This is a genomic window from Streptomyces canus (genome assembly GCF_030816965.1).
In the GTDB taxonomy this organism is placed as follows: Bacteria; Actinomycetota; Actinomycetes; order Streptomycetales; family Streptomycetaceae; genus Streptomyces; species Streptomyces canus_E.
In genome coordinates, this window is sequence record NZ_JAUSYQ010000002.1 from 9,421,496 (window position 1) to 9,439,630 (window position 18,135).

Annotated in this window: 16 protein-coding genes and 1 pseudogene; 8 read left to right on the forward strand and 9 right to left on the reverse strand. The window is 69.3% G+C overall.

Annotated features, from left to right (window positions below; all coding sequences use genetic code 11):
• Positions 1-5: 5 nt before the first annotated feature.
• From QF027_RS43990 to QF027_RS44000, 3 genes are read left to right on the forward strand one after another with little or no spacing between them, the layout of a single operon-like run.
• A complete protein-coding gene (locus QF027_RS43990) occupies positions 6-1,052 on the forward strand; it encodes a LacI family DNA-binding transcriptional regulator (protein ID WP_306973267.1) in 1,047 nt (348 codons plus the stop codon).
• Positions 1,053-1,068: 16 nt separating this feature from the next.
• Positions 1,069-2,247, forward strand: a complete 1,179-nt coding sequence (locus QF027_RS43995; protein WP_306973266.1) for a 4-hydroxybenzoate 3-monooxygenase — start codon at positions 1,069-1,071, stop codon at positions 2,245-2,247.
• A 30-nt stretch (positions 2,248-2,277) separates the two neighbouring features.
• On the forward strand, positions 2,278-3,714 hold the full coding sequence (locus tag QF027_RS44000; protein ID WP_307081063.1) for a benzaldehyde dehydrogenase: 1,437 nt from the start codon (positions 2,278-2,280) through the stop codon (positions 3,712-3,714).
• Positions 3,715-3,717: 3 nt separating this feature from the next.
• Here the strand turns inward: QF027_RS44000 and trxA are convergent, their stop codons facing one another.
• Positions 3,718-4,104, reverse strand: a complete 387-nt coding sequence (trxA, locus tag QF027_RS44005) for a thioredoxin (RefSeq protein WP_266556282.1) — start codon at positions 4,102-4,104, stop codon at positions 3,718-3,720.
• A gap of 145 nt (positions 4,105-4,249) precedes the next feature.
• On the opposite strand from trxA, the gene QF027_RS44010 reads away from it, so the two are divergent.
• Positions 4,250-5,689 carry a dihydrolipoyl dehydrogenase family protein gene (locus QF027_RS44010; protein ID WP_306973264.1) on the forward strand — a complete coding sequence of 480 codons (1,440 nt, stop codon included), beginning with the start codon at positions 4,250-4,252 and terminating at the stop codon, positions 5,687-5,689.
• Here the strand turns inward: QF027_RS44010 and QF027_RS44015 are convergent.
• Entirely contained in the window at positions 5,686-6,330 is a 645-nt protein-coding gene (locus QF027_RS44015; RefSeq protein WP_306973263.1) for a peptide deformylase, read from the reverse strand. The two genes, QF027_RS44010 and QF027_RS44015, sit on opposite strands and share 4 nt — an antisense overlap.
• Before the next feature lie 136 nt (positions 6,331-6,466).
• On the opposite strand from QF027_RS44015, the gene QF027_RS44020 reads away from it, so the two are divergent.
• Entirely contained in the window at positions 6,467-7,888 is a 1,422-nt protein-coding gene (locus QF027_RS44020) for a PepSY-associated TM helix domain-containing protein (protein WP_307081065.1), read from the forward strand.
• 29 nt (positions 7,889-7,917) lie between these two features.
• Here QF027_RS44020 and QF027_RS44025 read toward each other — a convergent pair whose 3' ends face one another.
• Positions 7,918-8,364 carry a MarR family transcriptional regulator gene (locus tag QF027_RS44025; protein ID WP_307081068.1) on the reverse strand — a complete coding sequence of 149 codons (447 nt, stop codon included), beginning with the start codon at positions 8,362-8,364 and terminating at the stop codon, positions 7,918-7,920.
• Positions 8,361-8,843, reverse strand: a complete 483-nt coding sequence (locus QF027_RS44030) for a MarR family winged helix-turn-helix transcriptional regulator (protein ID WP_306973260.1) — start codon at positions 8,841-8,843, stop codon at positions 8,361-8,363. Before QF027_RS44030 ends, QF027_RS44025 begins: the two co-directional genes overlap by 4 nt.
• A gap of 135 nt (positions 8,844-8,978) precedes the next feature.
• Here QF027_RS44030 and QF027_RS44035 point away from each other — a divergent pair, with 135 nt between their 5' ends.
• From QF027_RS44035 to QF027_RS44045, 3 genes and pseudogenes are all read left to right on the forward strand, one after another.
• Positions 8,979-9,944, forward strand: coding sequence for a pirin family protein (locus QF027_RS44035; RefSeq protein ID WP_307081069.1), 966 nt, complete (start codon positions 8,979-8,981; stop codon positions 9,942-9,944).
• A 456-nt stretch (positions 9,945-10,400) separates the two neighbouring features.
• A pseudogene (locus QF027_RS49855) lies at positions 10,401-10,916 on the forward strand (transposase).
• 29 nt (positions 10,917-10,945) lie between these two features.
• Entirely contained in the window at positions 10,946-11,470 is a 525-nt protein-coding gene (locus tag QF027_RS44045) for an AAA family ATPase (RefSeq protein ID WP_307081071.1), read from the forward strand.
• Positions 11,471-11,705: 235 nt separating this feature from the next.
• On the opposite strand, the gene QF027_RS44050 is transcribed toward QF027_RS44045, so the two are convergent.
• The 5 genes from QF027_RS44050 to QF027_RS44070 form a co-directional block, all read right to left on the reverse strand.
• The gene (locus QF027_RS44050) at positions 11,706-12,350 is read right to left on the reverse strand and encodes a hypothetical protein (RefSeq protein ID WP_307081073.1); all 645 of its coding nucleotides are present in this window, start codon (positions 12,348-12,350) and stop codon (positions 11,706-11,708) included.
• A 284-nt stretch (positions 12,351-12,634) separates the two neighbouring features.
• Positions 12,635-14,650, reverse strand: a complete 2,016-nt coding sequence (locus QF027_RS44055; RefSeq protein WP_307081075.1) for a beta-galactosidase — start codon at positions 14,648-14,650, stop codon at positions 12,635-12,637.
• A 47-nt stretch (positions 14,651-14,697) separates the two neighbouring features.
• Positions 14,698-15,591, reverse strand: coding sequence for a carbohydrate ABC transporter permease (locus tag QF027_RS44060; RefSeq protein WP_306980871.1), 894 nt, complete (start codon positions 15,589-15,591; stop codon positions 14,698-14,700).
• Positions 15,588-16,571 (reverse strand): carbohydrate ABC transporter permease, encoded by a 984-nt coding sequence (locus QF027_RS44065; RefSeq protein ID WP_307081078.1) that lies wholly within the window; start codon positions 16,569-16,571, stop codon positions 15,588-15,590. Before QF027_RS44065 ends, QF027_RS44060 begins: the two co-directional genes overlap by 4 nt.
• A gap of 38 nt (positions 16,572-16,609) precedes the next feature.
• Complete coding sequence (locus tag QF027_RS44070; protein WP_307081080.1) at positions 16,610-17,920, reverse strand: ABC transporter substrate-binding protein; 1,311 nt, start codon at positions 17,918-17,920, stop codon at positions 16,610-16,612.
• Positions 17,921-18,135: the final 215 nt, after the last annotated feature.

An 18,135-nucleotide genomic window follows, 5' to 3' on the forward strand; every position in this document is an offset into this window, starting at 1 on the left:
CAAAGATGACGACCGTCATGGTGCAGATACCGAAAACGCCCGCGCCCGTTTCCCCGGCGACGCGCTCGGTTCCCACGAGCGCCGATGTGGCCCGCCTGGCCGGCGTCTCACGAGCGACCGTCTCCTACGTCCTCAACAACACCAGCGCCGTCCGGATCAGCGAGCCCACGCGCCGCCGCGTCCACGAGGCCGCGAAGGAACTCGGGTACGTGCCGCACGCGGCCGCCCGCAGCCTGCGCGCCGGCCACAGCCGGATGGTCCTGATGCCCGCCCCGTCCATCCCGGTCGGCCCGCTCTACAGCCAGTTCATCAGTGAACTCCAGTGGGCCCTGGGCCGGTTGGACTACACCGTCGTGCAGTACGGCAGCGTCGGCCTGCAGGGCGACGAGGCCGCCCGTGCCTGGGCCGAGCTGCGCCCGGTCGCGGTCCTGGTGCCCGGCGCGGGACTCGGCCCGCAGGGCGTGGCCCTGCTCCGGCGCTCCGGTGCCCGGGTGGTGGTCACCCTCGGTCCCGAGGCGGTCGAGGGGGCCCACGCCCTGCTCATGGACCACGCGGGCGTCGGCCACAGCGCCGCCACCCACCTGTACGCCCGCGGCCGGCGCCGCATCGGCGTGGTGGTGCCCGAGGAGGCCGGTCTGGAGGCCTTCTCACTGCCCCGGCTGGCAGGTGTGCGCAGGGCCCTGCACGGTACCGACGCCACGCTGACCGAGCTGCCCCTCGCCTACGAGGAGCAGGCCGCGGCCAAGCTCGCCGTCCGCTGGCGCGACCTCGGCCTCGACGCCGTGTTTGCGTACAACGACGAGTACGCGATGCTGTTAATGCGTGCCCTCCAGGACGAGGGCATCCGCATCCCGGAGGACACCGCGGTGATCGGCGCCGACGACCTGCTCCTCGGCCGGCTGCTGCGGCCCCGGCTGAGCACGGTCCATCTCGAGCTGCCGTCCGGCCGCGACCTCGCCGAACTGGTCGACCGCGCGGTGCGCGAACCGGGCGCCGCGACCGAGACGCACACGGTGCTGGGAGCCACGGTCGTGCACCGCGACTCCAGCTGACGCAGGGAGGCCTGCCATGCGCACCACGGTCGGGATCATCGGCGGCGGCCCCGCCGGACTGCTCCTCGCCCGCGTGCTGCACCGGGCGGGGATCGACTGTGTGGTGCTGGAGAGCAGGACGCGGGAGTACGTCGAGCACCGTCAGCGTGCCGGGATGCTGGAGCAGGGCACGGTCGACGCCCTGCGCGCGTGCGGCGCCGCCGAGCGTCTGGAGACCGAGGGACTGGTCCACCAGGGCATCGAGCTGCGGTTCGCGGGGGAGCGGCACCACATCGACTTCCCCGTCCTCACCGGTGGCCGCACGGTCACGGTCTACGCCCAGACCGAGATCGTGAAGGATCTCGTCGCGCTCCAGCTGGACGAGGGGCCACCGCTGTTGTTCGAGGCGGAGGCTCTGGCGGTCGAGAAGCCGGAGAGCGACGCCCCTGTCGTGCGGTTCCTGCACGAGGGCCGCGAACAGACGCTGACCTGCGACTGGATCGCGGGCTGCGACGGCTTCCACGGCATCTCCCGGGAGGCCTTCCCGGCGGCGACGAGCCGGACGTACGAGCATGACTATCCGTACTCCTGGCTCGGGATCCTCGCCGATGTCCCGCCGTCCTGCGAGGAGTTGATCTACGCTCGTGGCGAGCGCGGTTTCGCCCTGCACAGCATGCGCTCGCCCGCCGTCTCCCGGCTCTACCTCCAGGTCCCGAACGGTACCGATCCCGACGACTGGTCCGACGAGCGGATCTGGGACGAGCTCGCGGACCGCTTCGCGATCGACGCCGAATGGACACTGAAGCGCGGCCCCATCGCCGCCAAGTCGGTGACGTCCATGCGCAGTTACGTCCACGAACCGATGCGCCACGGCCGACTCCTGCTGGCCGGCGACGCCGCGCACATCGTGCCGCCGACCGGGGCCAAGGGCCTCAACCTCGCCGTGTCCGACGTATCCGTACTCGCCCGGGCCCTGATCGAACTGCTCCGCACGGGATCGACACAACTGATCGACCGATATTCGAAGTTGTGTCTTTCTCGTGTGTGGCAGGCCACGCGGTTCTCGTACGACATGACTAGGATGTTGCACGCTCAACCAAATGGGGATGCGTTCGAGAGTCGGATGCAGCTCGCACGGCTGCGCCGCATCACCGCATCCCGCCACGCGGCCGCCGAACTGGCCGCGAACTACACGGGACTACCGCTCCCGGTGTGAGTCCCACCGGTGATCGAACGGAGAGCCGTCATGTCATTGCTCGCCCCCAAGAGCTGGCAGCCCCACCCCCTTTCGGGACCTGCGTACGCAGTCACCGAGCCCGCCACCGGCGACACGCTCGCCACCGTCACCCTCGCCGGCGCCGAGGACGTGGAGCGCTCCGCGGCGGCCGCCCGTGCCGCCCAGACCGAATGGGCCCGGCTCCCGCACTTCGTGCGGGCCGGGGTGCTGCGCAAGGCCGGTGACCTGTTCTCCGCCCACGCCGACGAACTGCGCGAGTGGCTCGTCCGCGAGTCCGGGTCCATCCCCGGCAAGGCCGACTTCGAACTGCACGTGGCCGCCCAGGAGTGCTACGAGGCCGCCGCCCTCGCCTCCCGCCCCGCAGGCCAGGTCCTGCCCACCGAGGCGCCCCGCCTGTCCTACACGCGCCGGGTCCCGGTCGGCGTCGTGGGCGTGATCGCGCCCTTCAACGCTCCGCTGATCCTCTCGATCCGCTCCGTCGCCCCGGCCCTGGCGCTGGGGAACGCGGTGATCCTGAAGCCGGACCCGCGCACCGCGGTCTGCGGCGGCCTCTCGCTCGCCGCCGTCTTCGCCGAGGCCGGGCTGCCCGAAGGGCTGTTCCACGTCCTGCCCGGCGGCCCCGATGTCGGCCAGGCCCTGGTCGCCGACCCGCGCGTCCCCGTCATCTCCTTCACCGGATCGACCGCGGCGGGCCGCGCGGTGGGGGAGGCGGCGGGACGACACCTCAAGCGCGCCCACCTGGAACTCGGCGGCAACTCCGCGCTGATCGTCCTGGAGGACGCCGACATCGAGGCCGTCATCTCCACGGCGGCCTGGGGATCCTTCTTCCACCAGGGCCAGATCTGCATGACGACCGGCCGCCACCTCGTCCATGACTCGCTGTACGAGGAGTACGTCGAGCGCCTGGCCGCCAAGGCCGACTCCCTCGCCGTCGGCGACCCCCACCGGGAACAGGTCCACCTGGGCCCGATCATCGACGACAACCAGCTCGCCAAGGTGCGCGGCCTGGTCGAGGCCAGCACCGCCCAGGGCGCCAAGCTGGCGGCCGGTGGCACGCACGAGAAGCTCTTCTACCGCCCGACGGTCCTCGCGGGCCTCGACGACAGCACGCCGGCCTACGCGGAGGAGGTGTTCGGCCCCGTCGCACCCGTACGGTCCTTCAGTACGGTCGACGAGGCCGCCGCCCTGGCCGCCGCGGGGCCGTACGGCCTCTCGCTCGGCATCGTCACCGGGGACGCGGCCCGCGGTCTCGACCTGGCGGAGCGGATTCCCACCGGCATCGTGCACATCAACGACCAGACCGTGAACGACGAGGCGGTCGCGCCCTTCGGCGGGATCGCCGCGTCCGGCACCGGCGCTCGCTTCGGCGGTGAGGCCAATGTGGAGGCCTTCACCGACGTGCGCTGGACGACGGTACGCGCGGACGTGGCGGCCTACCCCTTCTAGGGGTTACTCGCCGTTCTGCTCGGCCTGGGCCTGCTGCTCGGCCACGGCCTTGCGGACCTCGGCCATGTCCAGCTTGCGGGCCTGCCCGATGACGTCCGTCAGGGCGGATTCGGGCAGCGCGCCCGGCTGGGCGAACACCGCGACCTGGTCGCGGACGATCATCAGCGTCGGGATCGACTGGATACCGAAGGCCGCGGCCAGCTCCGGCTGCGCCTCGGTGTCCACCTTGCCGAACACCAGGTCCGGGTTGTCCTCGGCGGCCTTCTCGTAGACCGGCGCGAACTGGCGGCACGGGCCGCACCACGACGCCCAGAAGTCGATCAGGACGAACTCGTTGTCCGTGACCGTCTGGTCGAAGTTCTCCTTGGTGAGCTCCACGGTGCTGCTCATGACGTGATCCCTCTTCCTGGTCTCGGAGCGAAGCCGTCGGCTCAACACGGCTTGTCCGCCGGGTATTCCACAGCTGTCACCACTCGGTATTGCGGCGCGCGTACCCCTGGTGGCCCGAGCGCACACCACCCACCAGACTGGGCCCATGACGGAAACGGAAAACATCGCCTGCTCCACCTACGATGTAGTGGTGCTCGGTGCCGGACCCGTGGGGGAGAACGTGGCCGACCGCACCCGTGCGGCCGGCCTCTCCACCGCGGTCGTGGAGAGCGAGCTGGTCGGCGGAGAGTGCTCCTACTGGGCCTGCATGCCCAGCAAGGCCCTGCTGCGGCCGGTGATCGCCCAGGGAGACGCGCGCCGCCTGCCGGGCCTGAGCGCCTCGGTGCAGGGCCCCCTCGACACGGCCGCGGTTCTCGCACGCCGGGACTACTTCACCTCGAACTGGAAGGACGACGGCCAGATCGGCTGGCTGGAGAGCATCGGCGCCGACCTCCACCGCGGCCACGGCCGTCTCACCGGGGAGCGCACGGTCACGGTCACCGGTCCCGACGGCATACGGAAGGTGCTGACCGCCCGGCACGCCGTGGCCCTCTGCACCGGCACCCGGGCCGTCCTGCCGGACCTGCCGGGCCTCGACGAGGTCAAGCCGTGGACCAGCCGCGAGGCCACGAGCGCCAAGGCGGCGCCCGGACGGCTTGTCGTGGTCGGCGGGGGAGTGGTCGCCACCGAGATGGCCACGGCCTGGCAGGCACTCGGCTCGCAGGTCACCCTTCTCGTGCGCGGGAAGGGACTGCTCAACCGCATGGAGCCCTTCGCGGGCGAACTCGTCGCCGAGGCGCTCACCGAAGCGGGCGTGAACGTCCGCACCGGTACGTCGGTCGAGTCGGTCAGCCGCGACAACGGCACGGTCGTGGTCGTCACCGGCACCGGCGACCGCATCGAGGCCGACGAGATCCTCTTCGCCACCGGTCGCGCCCCGCGCACCGACGACATCGGCCTGGACACGATCGGCCGGGAGCCCGGCACCTGGCTGGAGGTCGACGACACCCTCCGTGTGACCGGCAGCGACTGGCTCTACGCGGTCGGCGACGTCAATCACCGCGCGCTCCTCACCCACCAGGGCAAGTACCAGGCGCGCATCGCGGGAGCGGCGATCTCCGCCCGGGCCTCCGGAGCCCCGGTCCAGGCGGATCCCTGGGGCGCCCACGCCGCGACCGCCGACCACGGCGCCGTACCCCAGGTCGTCTTCACCGACCCGGAGGCCGCCGCGGTGGGCCTCTCCCTGGCGGAGGCCGAACAGGCGGGTTACCGGGTCCGCGCGGTCGACTACGACCTCGCTTCGGTGGCGGGCGCCGGCCTCTACGGCGACGGCTACCGGGGGCGGGCCCGCATGGTCGTCGACCTGGAACGCGAGATCCTCCTCGGCGTCACCTTCGTCGGCCCCGGCGTCGGCGAACTGATCCACTCCGCGACGATCGCCGTCGCGGGCCAGGTCCCGATCAGCAGGCTGTGGCACGCGGTCCCGTCGTACCCGACGATCAGCGAGGTGTGGCTGCGGCTCCTTGAGGCCTACCGGGACAACTAGGGCAGCTCGAAGCCGAGGGACGCGGCCGCCTGCTGTGGTGTCGGCTGCGTCCACCGCTCGGCCATCGCCTGGTTCGAGGACAGCGAGCGCAGCTCGGCGCGGTCGAGGTACAGCATGCCGTCGAGGTGGTCCGTCTCGTGCTGGACGATCCGCGCGGGCCAGCCGCTGAACACCTCGTCGACCGGGCGGCCGTTCTCGTCCTCACATGTCAGCCGCACCTGAGCAGGCCGTGCCACCACGGCCTGCCAGCCCGGCACGCTCAGACAACCCTCGAAGAACGCGGCCCGTTCCGCGCCGACGGGCTCGTACGACGGATTGACCAGCACGCGGAACGGCTGCGGCACCCGTCCACGCGCCTCCCGCACCTCCTCGGGTACGGGCGCCGGGTCCTCGACGACCGCGATGCGCAGTGGCACCCCCACCTGCGGGGCGGCCAGGCCCACGCCCGGCGCCGCGTGCATGGTGACGCGCAGGGCCTCGACGAAACGGGACAGGAGCGCGGCGTCCAACTGGCCGTCGTACGGCTCGGAAACGCGCCGCAGGACCGGTTCACCGGCCGTCACGATCGGCAGCGGACCGTCCGTGGCCAGGAGTTCCTCGACCAGCTCGGCAAGGGGCGCGCGATGACTCGGAGTTGCCATCGCGCCAGGATGCCATGACACCGGGCGGGACGTTGGCCTCTCGTGTGATGCAGGTCACTGCACGTCCCGGGAACTCGATGCGTCCTTCCTCCGACTACTGGACCGCTACCGTCCCCAGCCCTCGGAGAAGCCGCCGATGTCCATCGTCCCCCCGACGTCCCCCACTTCCGGCTCCGCTCCAGCGGGGGGACCCTCATCCGACGAGGCCCCGCAACCGGCCGCCTCCGCGCCGGTTCCCAGCAGATGGGCCCCGCTGCGCCCGCTCGTGCTGCGTCTGCACTTCTACGCCGGCGTGTTCGTCGCGCCCTTCCTCCTCATCGCCGCGGCCACCGGCTTCCTGTACGCCGGTGCCTTCCAGGCCGAGAAGATCGTCTACCGGGACCAGATGACCGTCGGCGCCGTCGGCGACAGCAAGCTGCCCATCACCGAGCAGGTGGCCGCCGCGCGCAAGGCCCACCCCGAGGGCACCGTCTCCGCCGTACGTCCTTCCCCCGAGGACGACGCGACGACCAGGGTGCTGCTGTCCGGGGTGAAGGGAGTCGACCCGAACCACACCCTCGCCGTGTTCGTCGACCCGTACACCGGCAAGGTCCGCGGCGCGCTCGAGCAGTACGGCTCCACCGGCGCGCTGCCGCTGCGCACCTGGATCGACGAGTTCCACCGCGACCTCCACCTCGGCGAGAACGGCCGCCTCTACAGCGAGTTCGCCGCCAGCTGGCTGTGGGTGATCGCGGGCGGCGGCATCGCGCTGTGGTTCTCCCGCCGCCGCGCCCTGCGCAAGGTCCGCGGTACCAGCGGGCGGCGCCGCACCCTCGGACTGCACGGCAGCGTGGGCGTCTGGGCCGCGGCCGGCTTCATCTTCCTGTCGGCGACCGGACTGACCTGGTCGACGTACGCAGGCGCCAACATCGACGAACTCCGCACCTCGCTGGGCCAGTCCACACCGTCGGTCTCCGCGGCCGCGGGCGGCGACCACTCGGGCCACGGCGCGTCCGCCTCGGCCGGGGGCGCCGAGCACGGCGTGGGCCTCGACAAGGTGCTGGCCGCCGCCCGTGCCGAAGGGCTCGGCGACCCCGTCGAGATCGTCCCGCCCGCCGACGCGTCATCGACCTATGTCGTACGGCAGGTGCAGCGCAGCTGGCCCGAGAAGCAGGACGCGGTCGCCGTCGACCCGGCCACCGGCGAGGTCACCGACGTGCTGCGGTTCGCCGACCACCCGCTGCTCGCCAAGCTGACCCGCTGGGGCATCGATCTGCACACCGGCGTCCTGTTCGGGCTGGTCAACCAGATCGCCCTGATGCTTCTCGCGCTGTCGCTGGTCCTGCTGATCGTGTGGGGCTACCGCATGTGGTGGCAGCGCGGCCGCGGCTCCGCCTTCGGGCGGCCGGTCCCGCGCGGAGCCTGGCAGCAGGTCCCCCCGCAGATCCTGGTGCCCGGCGTGGTGGTCGTCGCCGTCCTCGGCTACTTCGTGCCGCTGCTCGGCATACCGCTGGCCGGCTTCATCGTCGCCGACGTGATCCTCGGCGAGGTCGCCCATCGGCGGGCAGGAAGGGCGTGACGGCGGGCTGAGACGTACGTGCTGTCCCGCTACGTGTTCAGGGCGGCGAGCTCCTTGTCGGCCCGCTCGGTGATGAGGCTCAGGACGCGTCCGGCGACCGCGAGGTCCTCCTCGGGGATGCCGGCGTAGACCCGGGCGGTGATGGGGGCGGTCTCGGCGGACGTCGTCTCGAACAACTGCCGTCCGGTGCCGGTGATCCGCACCTGGGACGGCTCGTGGGGGGCCAGCAGTCCCGCGGAGATCAGCTCGTCGACCACGGAGTGCGCCTCCGTCGCGTCGATCTTCAGTGCGCCGACGAGGTCCTCGACGATGCGGTGACGCTCGACCGGGCCCTCGGCGACGGCGGCGAGCCGCAGGGTGACGGACTGCTGGAAGGTCGCGCCGTGGCGGGCCAGGACGCTCTCGAGAAGTGCGCGGGCGGCATAGTGGGCCAGGGCTATGACACGGGGGTTGAGGACGGGAGTGGTGGTGGTCATGACTGCTCCTCGAGGTTCTCGTTCGTCGGGTCGAGAGGTGCGTCGAGCAGGGTCGACAGCTCGCGCTTGAACTCCCGCGTGCGCGCGCTGTCCAGGCCTCCGAGCGGTGCCAGCAGTTGCTCCAGGAGCCCCTGGACGACCTTGATGGCGCGCAGGGTTCGCTCACGGCCCTCCTCGGTCAGCGCCAGTTGCACCGCGCGCGGGTCGCGGGGGTCTCGGGTGCGTTCCAGGAGCCCGGCGCTCTCCAGGGAGCGCGCCAGCTTGGAGACGTAGAGCGGTTCGAGGCCGGTCCGGTCGGCGAGGCGTCGCTGGCTCGGGCGTTCACCGCCGCGCTGCATGCCGTACAGCGAGGCCACCAGCGAGTACTGGGCGTGGGTCAGGCCGAGCGGCGCCACCGCGCGGTCGACCGCGACCCGCCACTTCATCGACAGTCGCCAGACCAGGAAACCGGGCGTCGCGCCCTCGGAAGCCGTACTCATGCCGATACAGTACATGGCTACTATATCCATGGCTACCATTTTCCGACCGGACGACGGGCGGCCCGCGAAACGACCGTCGCGGAGCCCGGAGGGACGACCTGACGGAAATCGCCTCACGGGTCTAGGTTGGGCGCCATGAGCAATCTTGATCGCGAGCCGGTTCCCGCCCTGTGCGGCGGCCGCGGCTTCGTGGTGGCGGAACCCGTGCGCGAACTCCTCAGCCCTCGGCGCGTCAAGCTGGGCGAGTCCAGCGAGGTGCGCCGGCTTCTTCCCAACCTGGGCCGCCGCATGGTCGGCGCCTGGTGTTTCGTCGATCACTACGGCCCCGACGACATCGCCGACGAGCCCGGCATGCAGGTGCCCCCGCACCCGCACATGGGGCTGCAGACGGTGAGCTGGCTGCACGAGGGCGAGGTGCTGCACCGCGACTCCACCGGCAGCCTCCAGACCATCCGCCCCCGTGAGCTGGGCCTGATGACCTCCGGCCGCGCGATCAGCCACTCCGAGGAGAGCCCGAAGTCCCACGCCCGCTTCCTGCACGGCGCCCAGCTCTGGGTCGCCCTGCCGGACGGCCACCGCCACACCGACCCGCGCTTCGAGCACCACGCCGAGCTGCCGCAGATCACGGCACCGGGCCTGACGGCCACGCTCATCCTGGGAGACCTCGACGGCGCGCGCTCGCCCGGAACGGCTTACACGCCCATCGTCGGCGCCGACCTGGCCCTCGCCCGCGGCGCGGACGTACGCCTGCCGCTGGTACCGGACTTCGAGTACGCCGTCCTGTCCATGTCCGGCGAGGCCCACGTGGACGGGGTGCCGCTCCTGCCCGGCTCGATGCTCTACCTCGGCTGCGGCCGCACCGAACTGCCGCTGCGCGCCGAGTCGGAGGCGGGCCTGATGCTCCTGGGCGGCGAGCCGTTCGAGGAGGAGCTCGTCATGTTCTGGAACTGGATCGGGCGGTCCCAGGAGGAGATCGAACAGGCCCGTCGGGACTGGATGGAAGGCACACGGTTCGGTGAGGTCAAGGGGTACGAGGGCGCCCCGCTGCCCGCTCCGGAACTGCCGCCCCTGCCGTTGAAGCCGCGGGGCAGAGTGCGCTGAGCTGCGAAGATGCCTGCGTGTCGGTGAAGCTGTCGAGTGCGGCGCGGCCGGGCAACGCCTCCCGCGGTCGACCGCTTGCTGGAGGGCGGTCGACCGCGTTTCCGTCTCGGGCCGGGGCAGGCGGCGACTCCACGGTGTGGCCGTCTGTGGGCAGCTGTGGCAGAGCCCTTGCTGACTTTCCTGACGTCCCGTCAGGCTGGTTACCAAGTTTCTTTCGAGGCCCAGTCGCCTACGCAGGGCTTCCACGGGTTTGACGGCGACCGGGAGAACGCTGACTTGGCGCGTGGTTGAGGTGGGCGGTGGTGCGGATCGACACGGCTCGCGCTGTCACCTTGTGGAGAGTCGACAAGGCCAGGTGTCGAATGGTCCGGATCTTGGTTCCTTGGCCGCATCGGTTCGCGAGGGTCTGTCCGACGGACCTTGTGACCGTCTTGGTCTCGGTTCGGTGGCATGCCCATGGGGCGGGAAGATCTCACCAGCGGCGAACGGGTCCGGCTGAAGCCGCATCTGTCGAAGTTCGGGTTCCGTGGGGGATGTTGGGGCAGTCACCGCAGGAACATCAACGGGATCCTGTACCGGAACCGGACCGGGGTGCCGTGGCGGGATCTGCCTACGCGTTTCGGCATGGGGAAGACCGTGTACGAGCGGCATCGGCGATGGTCAGCGGATGGCGCATGGGCCAGGCTCTTCGCGTCTGTCCTGACCAATGCCGACGCGACCGCCGCTACCTGCGACGTCGCCAGAACAAGCACACGATCCTCGAAGAACCAGCGGGCAACTGCCACCGCGTGGCAACAAGGGCGGCCGGCCCGACGGCTTCGACGAGACGATCTACAAGCGCAGGAACGAAGTTGAGCGGACGATCAACGCGCTGAGGAGCTCCCGGGCCGTGGCCACGAGATTCGACAAGCGCGCCTACGTCTTCCATGGCACCCCACCGGGGCTTCGATCCGCCTTTGGCTCAAGCCGTGATCACTTGGCCTTCGTGACAAGATCTGGGCGTGACGACGCTGTTCCTGACGGTCGGCCTGCCAGGGGCCGGAAAGACCACGAGAGCGCGGCAGCTGGCCAAGGAGCACAGCGCGCTGCGGCTGACGCCCGATGAGTGGATGATCCCGCTGTTCGGTGATCCGCAGCCGGAAGGGAAGCGCGATGTGTTGGAAGGTCGGCTGCTCTGGCTTGGTCTGGAGGCGCTGAAGCTGGGAACGAACGTGGTCCTGGATTTCGGATGCTGGTCTCGTGACGAGAGGTCCGCGATCCGCTGGTTGGTGATGTCTGTGGGCGCGTCCTGTCGCCTTGTGTACGTGCCGGTGGACCATGAGACCCAACGTGCCCGGATCGCCCATCGCCAGTCGGCCACCCCGTATCTGACTTTCGCGATGAGCGAGACGGACCTCGTGCACTGGAGGACGCTGTTCGAGGAGCCCGACGCCACGGAACTCGATGGACATGAGGTGGGAGGTCCGCCTCCTGGGTGGTCAGGATGGCTGGAGTGGGCCGCCGATCGGTGGCCATCGCTCGCGTGACTGTCCGGCCAACCTTAGTACGGCCCAGTAACGCAGCCGTGCCAGGAGCGCCGGGCCCGGAAAGATCCGCCGGACAGGCTCTAACGACCTACAGCCGATTATCCGCGTCCAACCAATGGCGAAAGAGCTCCGCAGGTCACGCCCGGCCAGCACAAGTTTGTGTTGCGAGCGTTTAGGAGCGGGTGAGGCTAGTGACGACGGTGGTGCCGACTAGCCAGCCTGAGAGGGAGCTGAATCAGGCGATCCAGGCAGTGCTGTCAACCGGGGTGAACGCCTTTTCCTGGCCGAGGTCGAGGACGGGCAGGATGAGGTCGAGTGCGAAGACGACCGGTTGGAAGGATGCTCCGTTGGACTGGGAAGGCTGGGGCGGTGCTGCTGAGAAGGCGATGGCAGCGGTAGCGATAAGTGCCAGCAGCCATATGAGCGCGCGCCCTGGTCTGTAGCCGTATCCAACAGTGACGTCTTCGATGTAACCCCAGAGTTGGGCAGGCCCTGGCAAGTTACGCCGCCGTTGTCGATGTCGGGCCAAGAGCACTGTCCGCGCATCGTCATCGTGGCCGAGTTGACGGTAGTGGGCGGCCAACTCTTCGTAGTGCTGAGGGTGGTAGTCAGTGCCGCGCTGTAGCCATGGCAGACGCTGGGCGGCGGGCATCACCGGGTGCAGAGCTTGGTAAGTGAGTTCGGTGAGCGCGACCTGTGAGGGCCATGAGTCTGCGGTATCGGTGATGGCAACGATGGTGGCAGCGCTCAGGTCGAGCGTGGCGGGTGGTGCATCCGGGTTCGCGCGGTTCAGCAGCGTGCGCAGTGCGTCACCTTTACCAGGCTGTCGACCAGTGCGATCACGGAGTCCGGCGACTCCCCTTCTCGCAGCCGGATCCACGCCGGTCCTGCCGTTGCTGTCCGAGGCGCTCAGAGCCAGTACTAGTTCCCCTTCTGTGACGGCCCGTTTGCTGTCCAGGCGTAGTTCGGTACGGCCTGACCGCCCGGCCGCATGTCAGGGGATCCCGGTACAGGGGGTGATCGGTCCGGGTAGGAGTGGAGTACCGCGGACCGGTCACTTCGGCCGGCGAAGAGCCTCCGATGGGTCGGAGGCAGGCGACTGTCCTGCGCTCGATCCGGATCAGCGCGGGTCCCACGCGTCGGCGCCCACGACCTGCGCTCTGGTCAGTGTGGCTCTCGGATGACGGCGACGCCTCCTGGTGGGATGCTGACCGTTCCGGAGATCGGCTTGCCGGTGAGGAGTTCGACGCCTTCGGCGGGCGCTTCGGCGCCCTTTCCGGTGTGGTCGATAAGGAACAGGTAGTCGGCCACCGTGCCGTGGCGCCTGACGACTTCGATACCGGCGGGTGCCTCGTGCTCTGGTGTGACGTCGGCATCCTGGCGGATACGGTTGAGCAGGGCGGCGAGAGTGTCTTGGTCAGGGTGGGTGGCCACGTACCAGGCGGTGCCGTCACCGTACCGGTGGCGGGTGACGGCGGGGTGGCCGGCCAGTGGGCCGTCGGAGTGGGAGGCGACGGCCTGTGCGCCGGTGAGCCGTATGCGTTCCGACCACAGGTCGGCCGTGGCGCCCGGCGCTACGTCGCCGGTCAGGCCGTTCGTCTCGCCCGGCAGCAGGGGGAAGAGCTCGTCGGTGACCACGCCGAGGATGTCGCGGAACGCGCCAGGGTAGCCGCCCAGGTACACATGGGCGTTCTCGTCGACCATGCCGCTGTGGAAGCCGACGGCCAGCGTGCCCCCGCGCTCTGCGAACCGGGCGAGGTTCGCCGCGGCCGCCTCCGTCACCAGGTACAGCGACGGCGCCAGGACGAGTTTGTAGCGGTCGAGTTCGGGGTCGTCGGGGCGTACGAAGTCGACGGCGACGCCTGCCCGCCACAGGGGGGTGTACCAGTCCCGTACCAGGTCCTGGTAGCGCAGTTCGCCGCTGGGCTGGGAGGGCAGTTCCAGTGCCCAGCGGGCGTCCCAGTCCCAAACGATCGCCATCTGCGCCGTGCTGGTGGAGTCCCGTACCTCGGCCAACGCCCGCAGGTCTGCGCCCAGTTGGACGACGTCCCGCCAGATCTGGCTGTCGGTTCCGGCGTGCGGCAGCATCGCCGAGTGCCACTGCTCGGCGCCCGCCTTTGCCGCCCGCCACTGGAAGAACGCGATGCCGTCGGCGCCGTGGGCCACGTGCGCGAGTGCGTTGCGGCGCATCTCTCCGGGTCCCTTGGCCCGGTTGACGGGCTGCCAGTTGACGGCGCCGGTCGAGTGCTCCATGAGGAACCACGGTCCGCCCGCGAGCGAACGCATCAGATCGCCGTGAAGCGCGATGTCGACCTCGGCCTCCGGGTCGTCGGACAGCAGGTAGTGGTCGTTGGAGAGGATGTCCAGCTCCGGTGCCCAGCGCCAGTAGTCGAGGGCGTCGATGGTGCGCAGGACCAGGAAGTTGGTGGTCGCGGGGGTGTCCGGAGCGGCCTGGCGCAGTACGTCGCGTTCGGCGGTGCACAGGGAGAGCAGTTCGTCGGAGCAGAAGCGGCGCCAGTCGAGCTGGTGGGTGGGGTTGGGGGGAGCTGCGGTGGTGCGGGGCGGCAGGATCTGGTCCCACGTGTAGTACCACTGGCTCCAGAACGTGGTCCCCCAGGCATGGTTGAGGGCGTCCAGGTCGTCGCCGTAGCGGGCGCGCAGCCAGGTGCGGAAGGCGGTGGCGCTGGTGTCGCAGTAGCAGGCGTCGTTGTGGCAGCCGTACTCGTTGTGCACGTGCCACATGGCGACGGCCGGGTGGTCGGCGTAGCGCTCGGCGAGCGCCCCGGCGATACTCAGTGCTGCTCGGCGGTAGGCGGGGCTGCTCGGGCAGAACGTCTGGCGGCTGCCGTACGACAGTCTGCGGCCGTCCCGGTCGACCGGCAGCGCTTCCGGGTACGTGTGGAAGAACCAGGCCGGCGGCGCCGCCGTCGGTGTCGCCAGGTCGGCGGCGATGCCGTTCTCCTGGAGCAGGTCGAGGATCTTGTCCATGCGGGCGAAGTCGTAGACGCCCTCGGCCGGTTCGAGCAGAGCCCAGGAGAAGATGCCGACGCTGACCATGGTCACCCCGGCCTCGCGCATCAGGCGCATGTCCTCGGCCCATACCTCCTCGGGCCATTGCTCGGGGTTGTAGTCACCTCCGTAGGCGATGCCAGGAAGGCGGAGACGGCGTTCGTTACTCACTGGTGGTGCTCCGGGAGAGGTGTAGGGGAGGGGCAAGTGCGGGTGTGTCAGCCCTTGTTGGCGCCGAGGGTCAGTCCGCTGACGAACTGGCGCTGGAGCACGAAGTACACGATCAGGGTGGGGATCGCGGTGAGCAGGGCGCCGGCGGCTACCAGGTTGGGGTCGGTGAAGTACTGGCCGGAGAGGTTGTTCAGGGCGGAGGTGATGGGCATGTTCTCGCCGGTGGAGATCAGCACGATGGCCCAGAAGAAGTCGTTGTAGATCCAGATGGACAGCAGGGTGCCCAGGGCCGCCATCGCGGGCTTGCACAGCGGCAGCACGATCTGCCAGTACATCCGCCACACGGAGGCGCCGTCGACCAGGGCGGCCTCGGTGAGCTCGTGGGGCAGCATGCGCATGTAGTTGGACAGGACGAAGGCGCAGAACCCGGACTGGAACGCCACGTGGATCAGGACCAGGCCGAGTGCGGAGTCGTACAGCTTGCCGCTCATGGTGATGCCGGGCAGGTCGATGAGCAGGTACATGCGGTACAGCGGGGTGATGATGACCTGCTGCGGCAGCAGGTTGCCGGCGGTGAAGACCAGCAGCAGGAAGATGTTCAGCCGGAAGTCGAAGCGGGAGACGTAGAACGCGACCATCGACGACACCAGCAGGGTGACCAGCACCGCCGGGACCGCGATGAGCAGTGTGTTCCCGAAGTAGTGGAGCATGTCGGACTGCTCGAACGCGTTTTTGAAGTTGTCGAAGTTCAGCTTGTCCGGCCAGGAGACGTAGCCCTTGGTGCTGGTCTCGCTGTAGGGGCGCAGGGCCGCGAAGACGGCCCAGAGCAGCGGGGCGAGCCAGGCCAGCGAGGTGCCGATCAGGAAGACGTGCAGCAGGATCCGGGCGGGGCGCAGGGGGGTGCGCTGCTTGGCGCCGAGCGCGACGGTGGGGGTGCTCATGCGCTGCGCTCCTTGCGGAAGGTCGAGATCAGGTACGGGATGATCACGACGAGGGAGATGACCAGCAGGACCACCGCGATCGCGGAGCCGTAGCCGATGCGGCTGGACTCGCCGATGATGTTGTTGGTGATCAGGATGGACAGCAGCTCGGTGCCCTGGGCGCCCTTGTTGAAGACGAAGACCAGGTCGAAGGCGCGCAGCGCCTCGATGATGGTGACGACCAGGACGACGGTGTTGGTGGGGCGCAGGGTGGGGAAGATGACGTTCTTGAACGTCTGCCACTCGTTGGCGCCGTCCAGCGAGGACGCTTCCCGCAGCGAGGGGTCGACGCCCTTGAGGCCGGCCAGGTAGAGGATCATCATGTAGCCGGTGTGCCGCCAGGACGCGGCGATCAGCACCGCCCACAGGTTCAGGTGCGGGTCGCCGATCCAGTCGATGTAGTGGCCGGGCTTGTTGGCCCCGATCAGGCTGTTGATCAGGCCGGTGTCGGGGTTGTAGACCAGCTGCCAGACGAACCCGGTGACCGCGAGCGAGACCACGACCGGCAGGAAGAACGCGGTCTGGTAGACCCGGGAGAAACGGATCTTCTTGTCCAGCTGCACGGCCAGGAACAGGCCGAACGGGGTGGGGATCAGGATGAGCACGACGAACCAGATGACGTTGTGCTCGACGGCCGGCCAGAACTGCGGGTTGTCGTTGAACAGCTGCTTGAAGTTGTCCAGGCCGACCCACTTGATGGAGCCGAAGCCGATGCCGTCCCAGCTGGTGAATGCCAGGGCGATCGAGGCCAGCGCGGTGACCCAGACCAGGGCCACGTGCAGGACGGTGGGCACGCCGGCCATGAAGCCGAGCGTGATGCGGTCACGGCGGGTCAGCAGGCGCCGGTGGCCCTGCGGGACCCGCTTGTTGTTGACCGGCGCGGGGCCCGGAGGCGGCACGGCGGCCGCCTCCGGGATCGTTGTGGTCGTTTCGGAGCTCATGGTGTCGGTGTTCATCCGCTTCAGAAGGGGGGTCGGTCTCAGCCGGACGCGAAGATCGTCTTCTTCTGGCGCTCGATCGAGGACAGCAGGCTGTCGATCCCCTTGGGGTCGCGGATGAACTTCTGCAGCGCCGGCTGCATGACCGTCGAGGTGAAGTCCGGCCGGCTGTCACGGTCCATGAACTGCGTGAGGTGCTTCGCGCCGCTGATCATCTCGTACGCCTTCTTCTGGAGGGCGCTGTAGGCGGAGGTGTCGGCCTTCGAGGAGGCGGCGATGAGGCTCGGGTCGGCCTTCAGGTAGGTCTCCTCGGCCTGCGGCGTGCCAAGGAATTCGAGCAGCTTGACGGAACCGGCGTGGTTCTTGGGCTTCTTGCTGAGCATGATGCCGTCGGTCGGCGCTTCGACGGTGTCCTGCCCGTACGCCGGGTCGATCTCGGGGAAGGCGAAGAAGTCGAGGTCGTCCAGGTCCGCCTTGTTGGTGAACTGCTGGGCCACGAACATGCCGAGCATGTACATGCCGGCCTTCTTCGCCACCAGCGTCTGCGCCGCGTCCTGCCAGGTTCGGCCGACCGCGCCCTCCTGGTGGTAGGGGAGGGTCTCGGCCCAGGTGTCGAAGACCTTGCGGACCTTGGCGTCGGTCCAGGAGGCCTTGCCCGCCATCAGTTCGACGTGGAAGTCGTATCCGTTGAGGCGGAAGTTGATCTGGTCGAAGGTGCCCATCGCCGGCCAGGCGTCCTTGTCGCCGTACGCGATCGGGACGAGGCCGTCCTTCTTCATCTGCTTGCACAGGGCGACGTACGCGTCCCACGTGGTGGGGACCTCGTAGCCGTACTGCTGGAAGACGCTCTTGCGGTAGAAGACCGCCCACGGCGACGTGGTCAGGGGCACCAGATAGTACTTGCCGTCCTGGCCCTTGCTCAGGTCGTGCATCGCCGGAGGGAAGTTGCCGCCGATCGTCTTCCACACGTCGTCGATCGGGGAGGCCAGACCCTTGGCCGCGAAGAACTGCATCCGGTAGCCGGCGAACCACTGGAACACGTCGTCCGGCGTTCCCTGCAGGTAGGAGTTGATCTGCTCCTGGAAGGTGTTGTGGTCCTTGGTGTTGAGGGCGACCTGGATCCCGGACTGCTTCGTGAAGGCCGCGTAGACGTCGCCGTACGCCTTCTTCGGGACGGCGTCGGACGCGTTGGAGCCGACGGTGACGGTCTTGGTGTCCGACGAGGCGGAACCGCCGGCGCAGGCACTCAGCAGAGGGATGCCGGCACCCAGTACCGCGGCTCCGCCGAGTCCGCGGAGCACGGTGCGGCGGCTGGTTCCAGGCATGAACTGACCGGGGGAGAAACGGTGCATTTCGGCTCCTACTGGGCTGGCGGTGCCCAGGAATGGCACGTCAGCCGGACGGGGGTATGACGAAGAGCGGGTCGTCGAGGGACCACTTGAGGGTCAGTCGAGAACCAGAATCCAACATGACCAAACAAACACGATCGTCGGACGCCAGGAAGCGTGAACGCTCCGTGGACTCGCTGTCAAGACTTTCCGTCCGGAAATCGATGACCGGCCAGGGC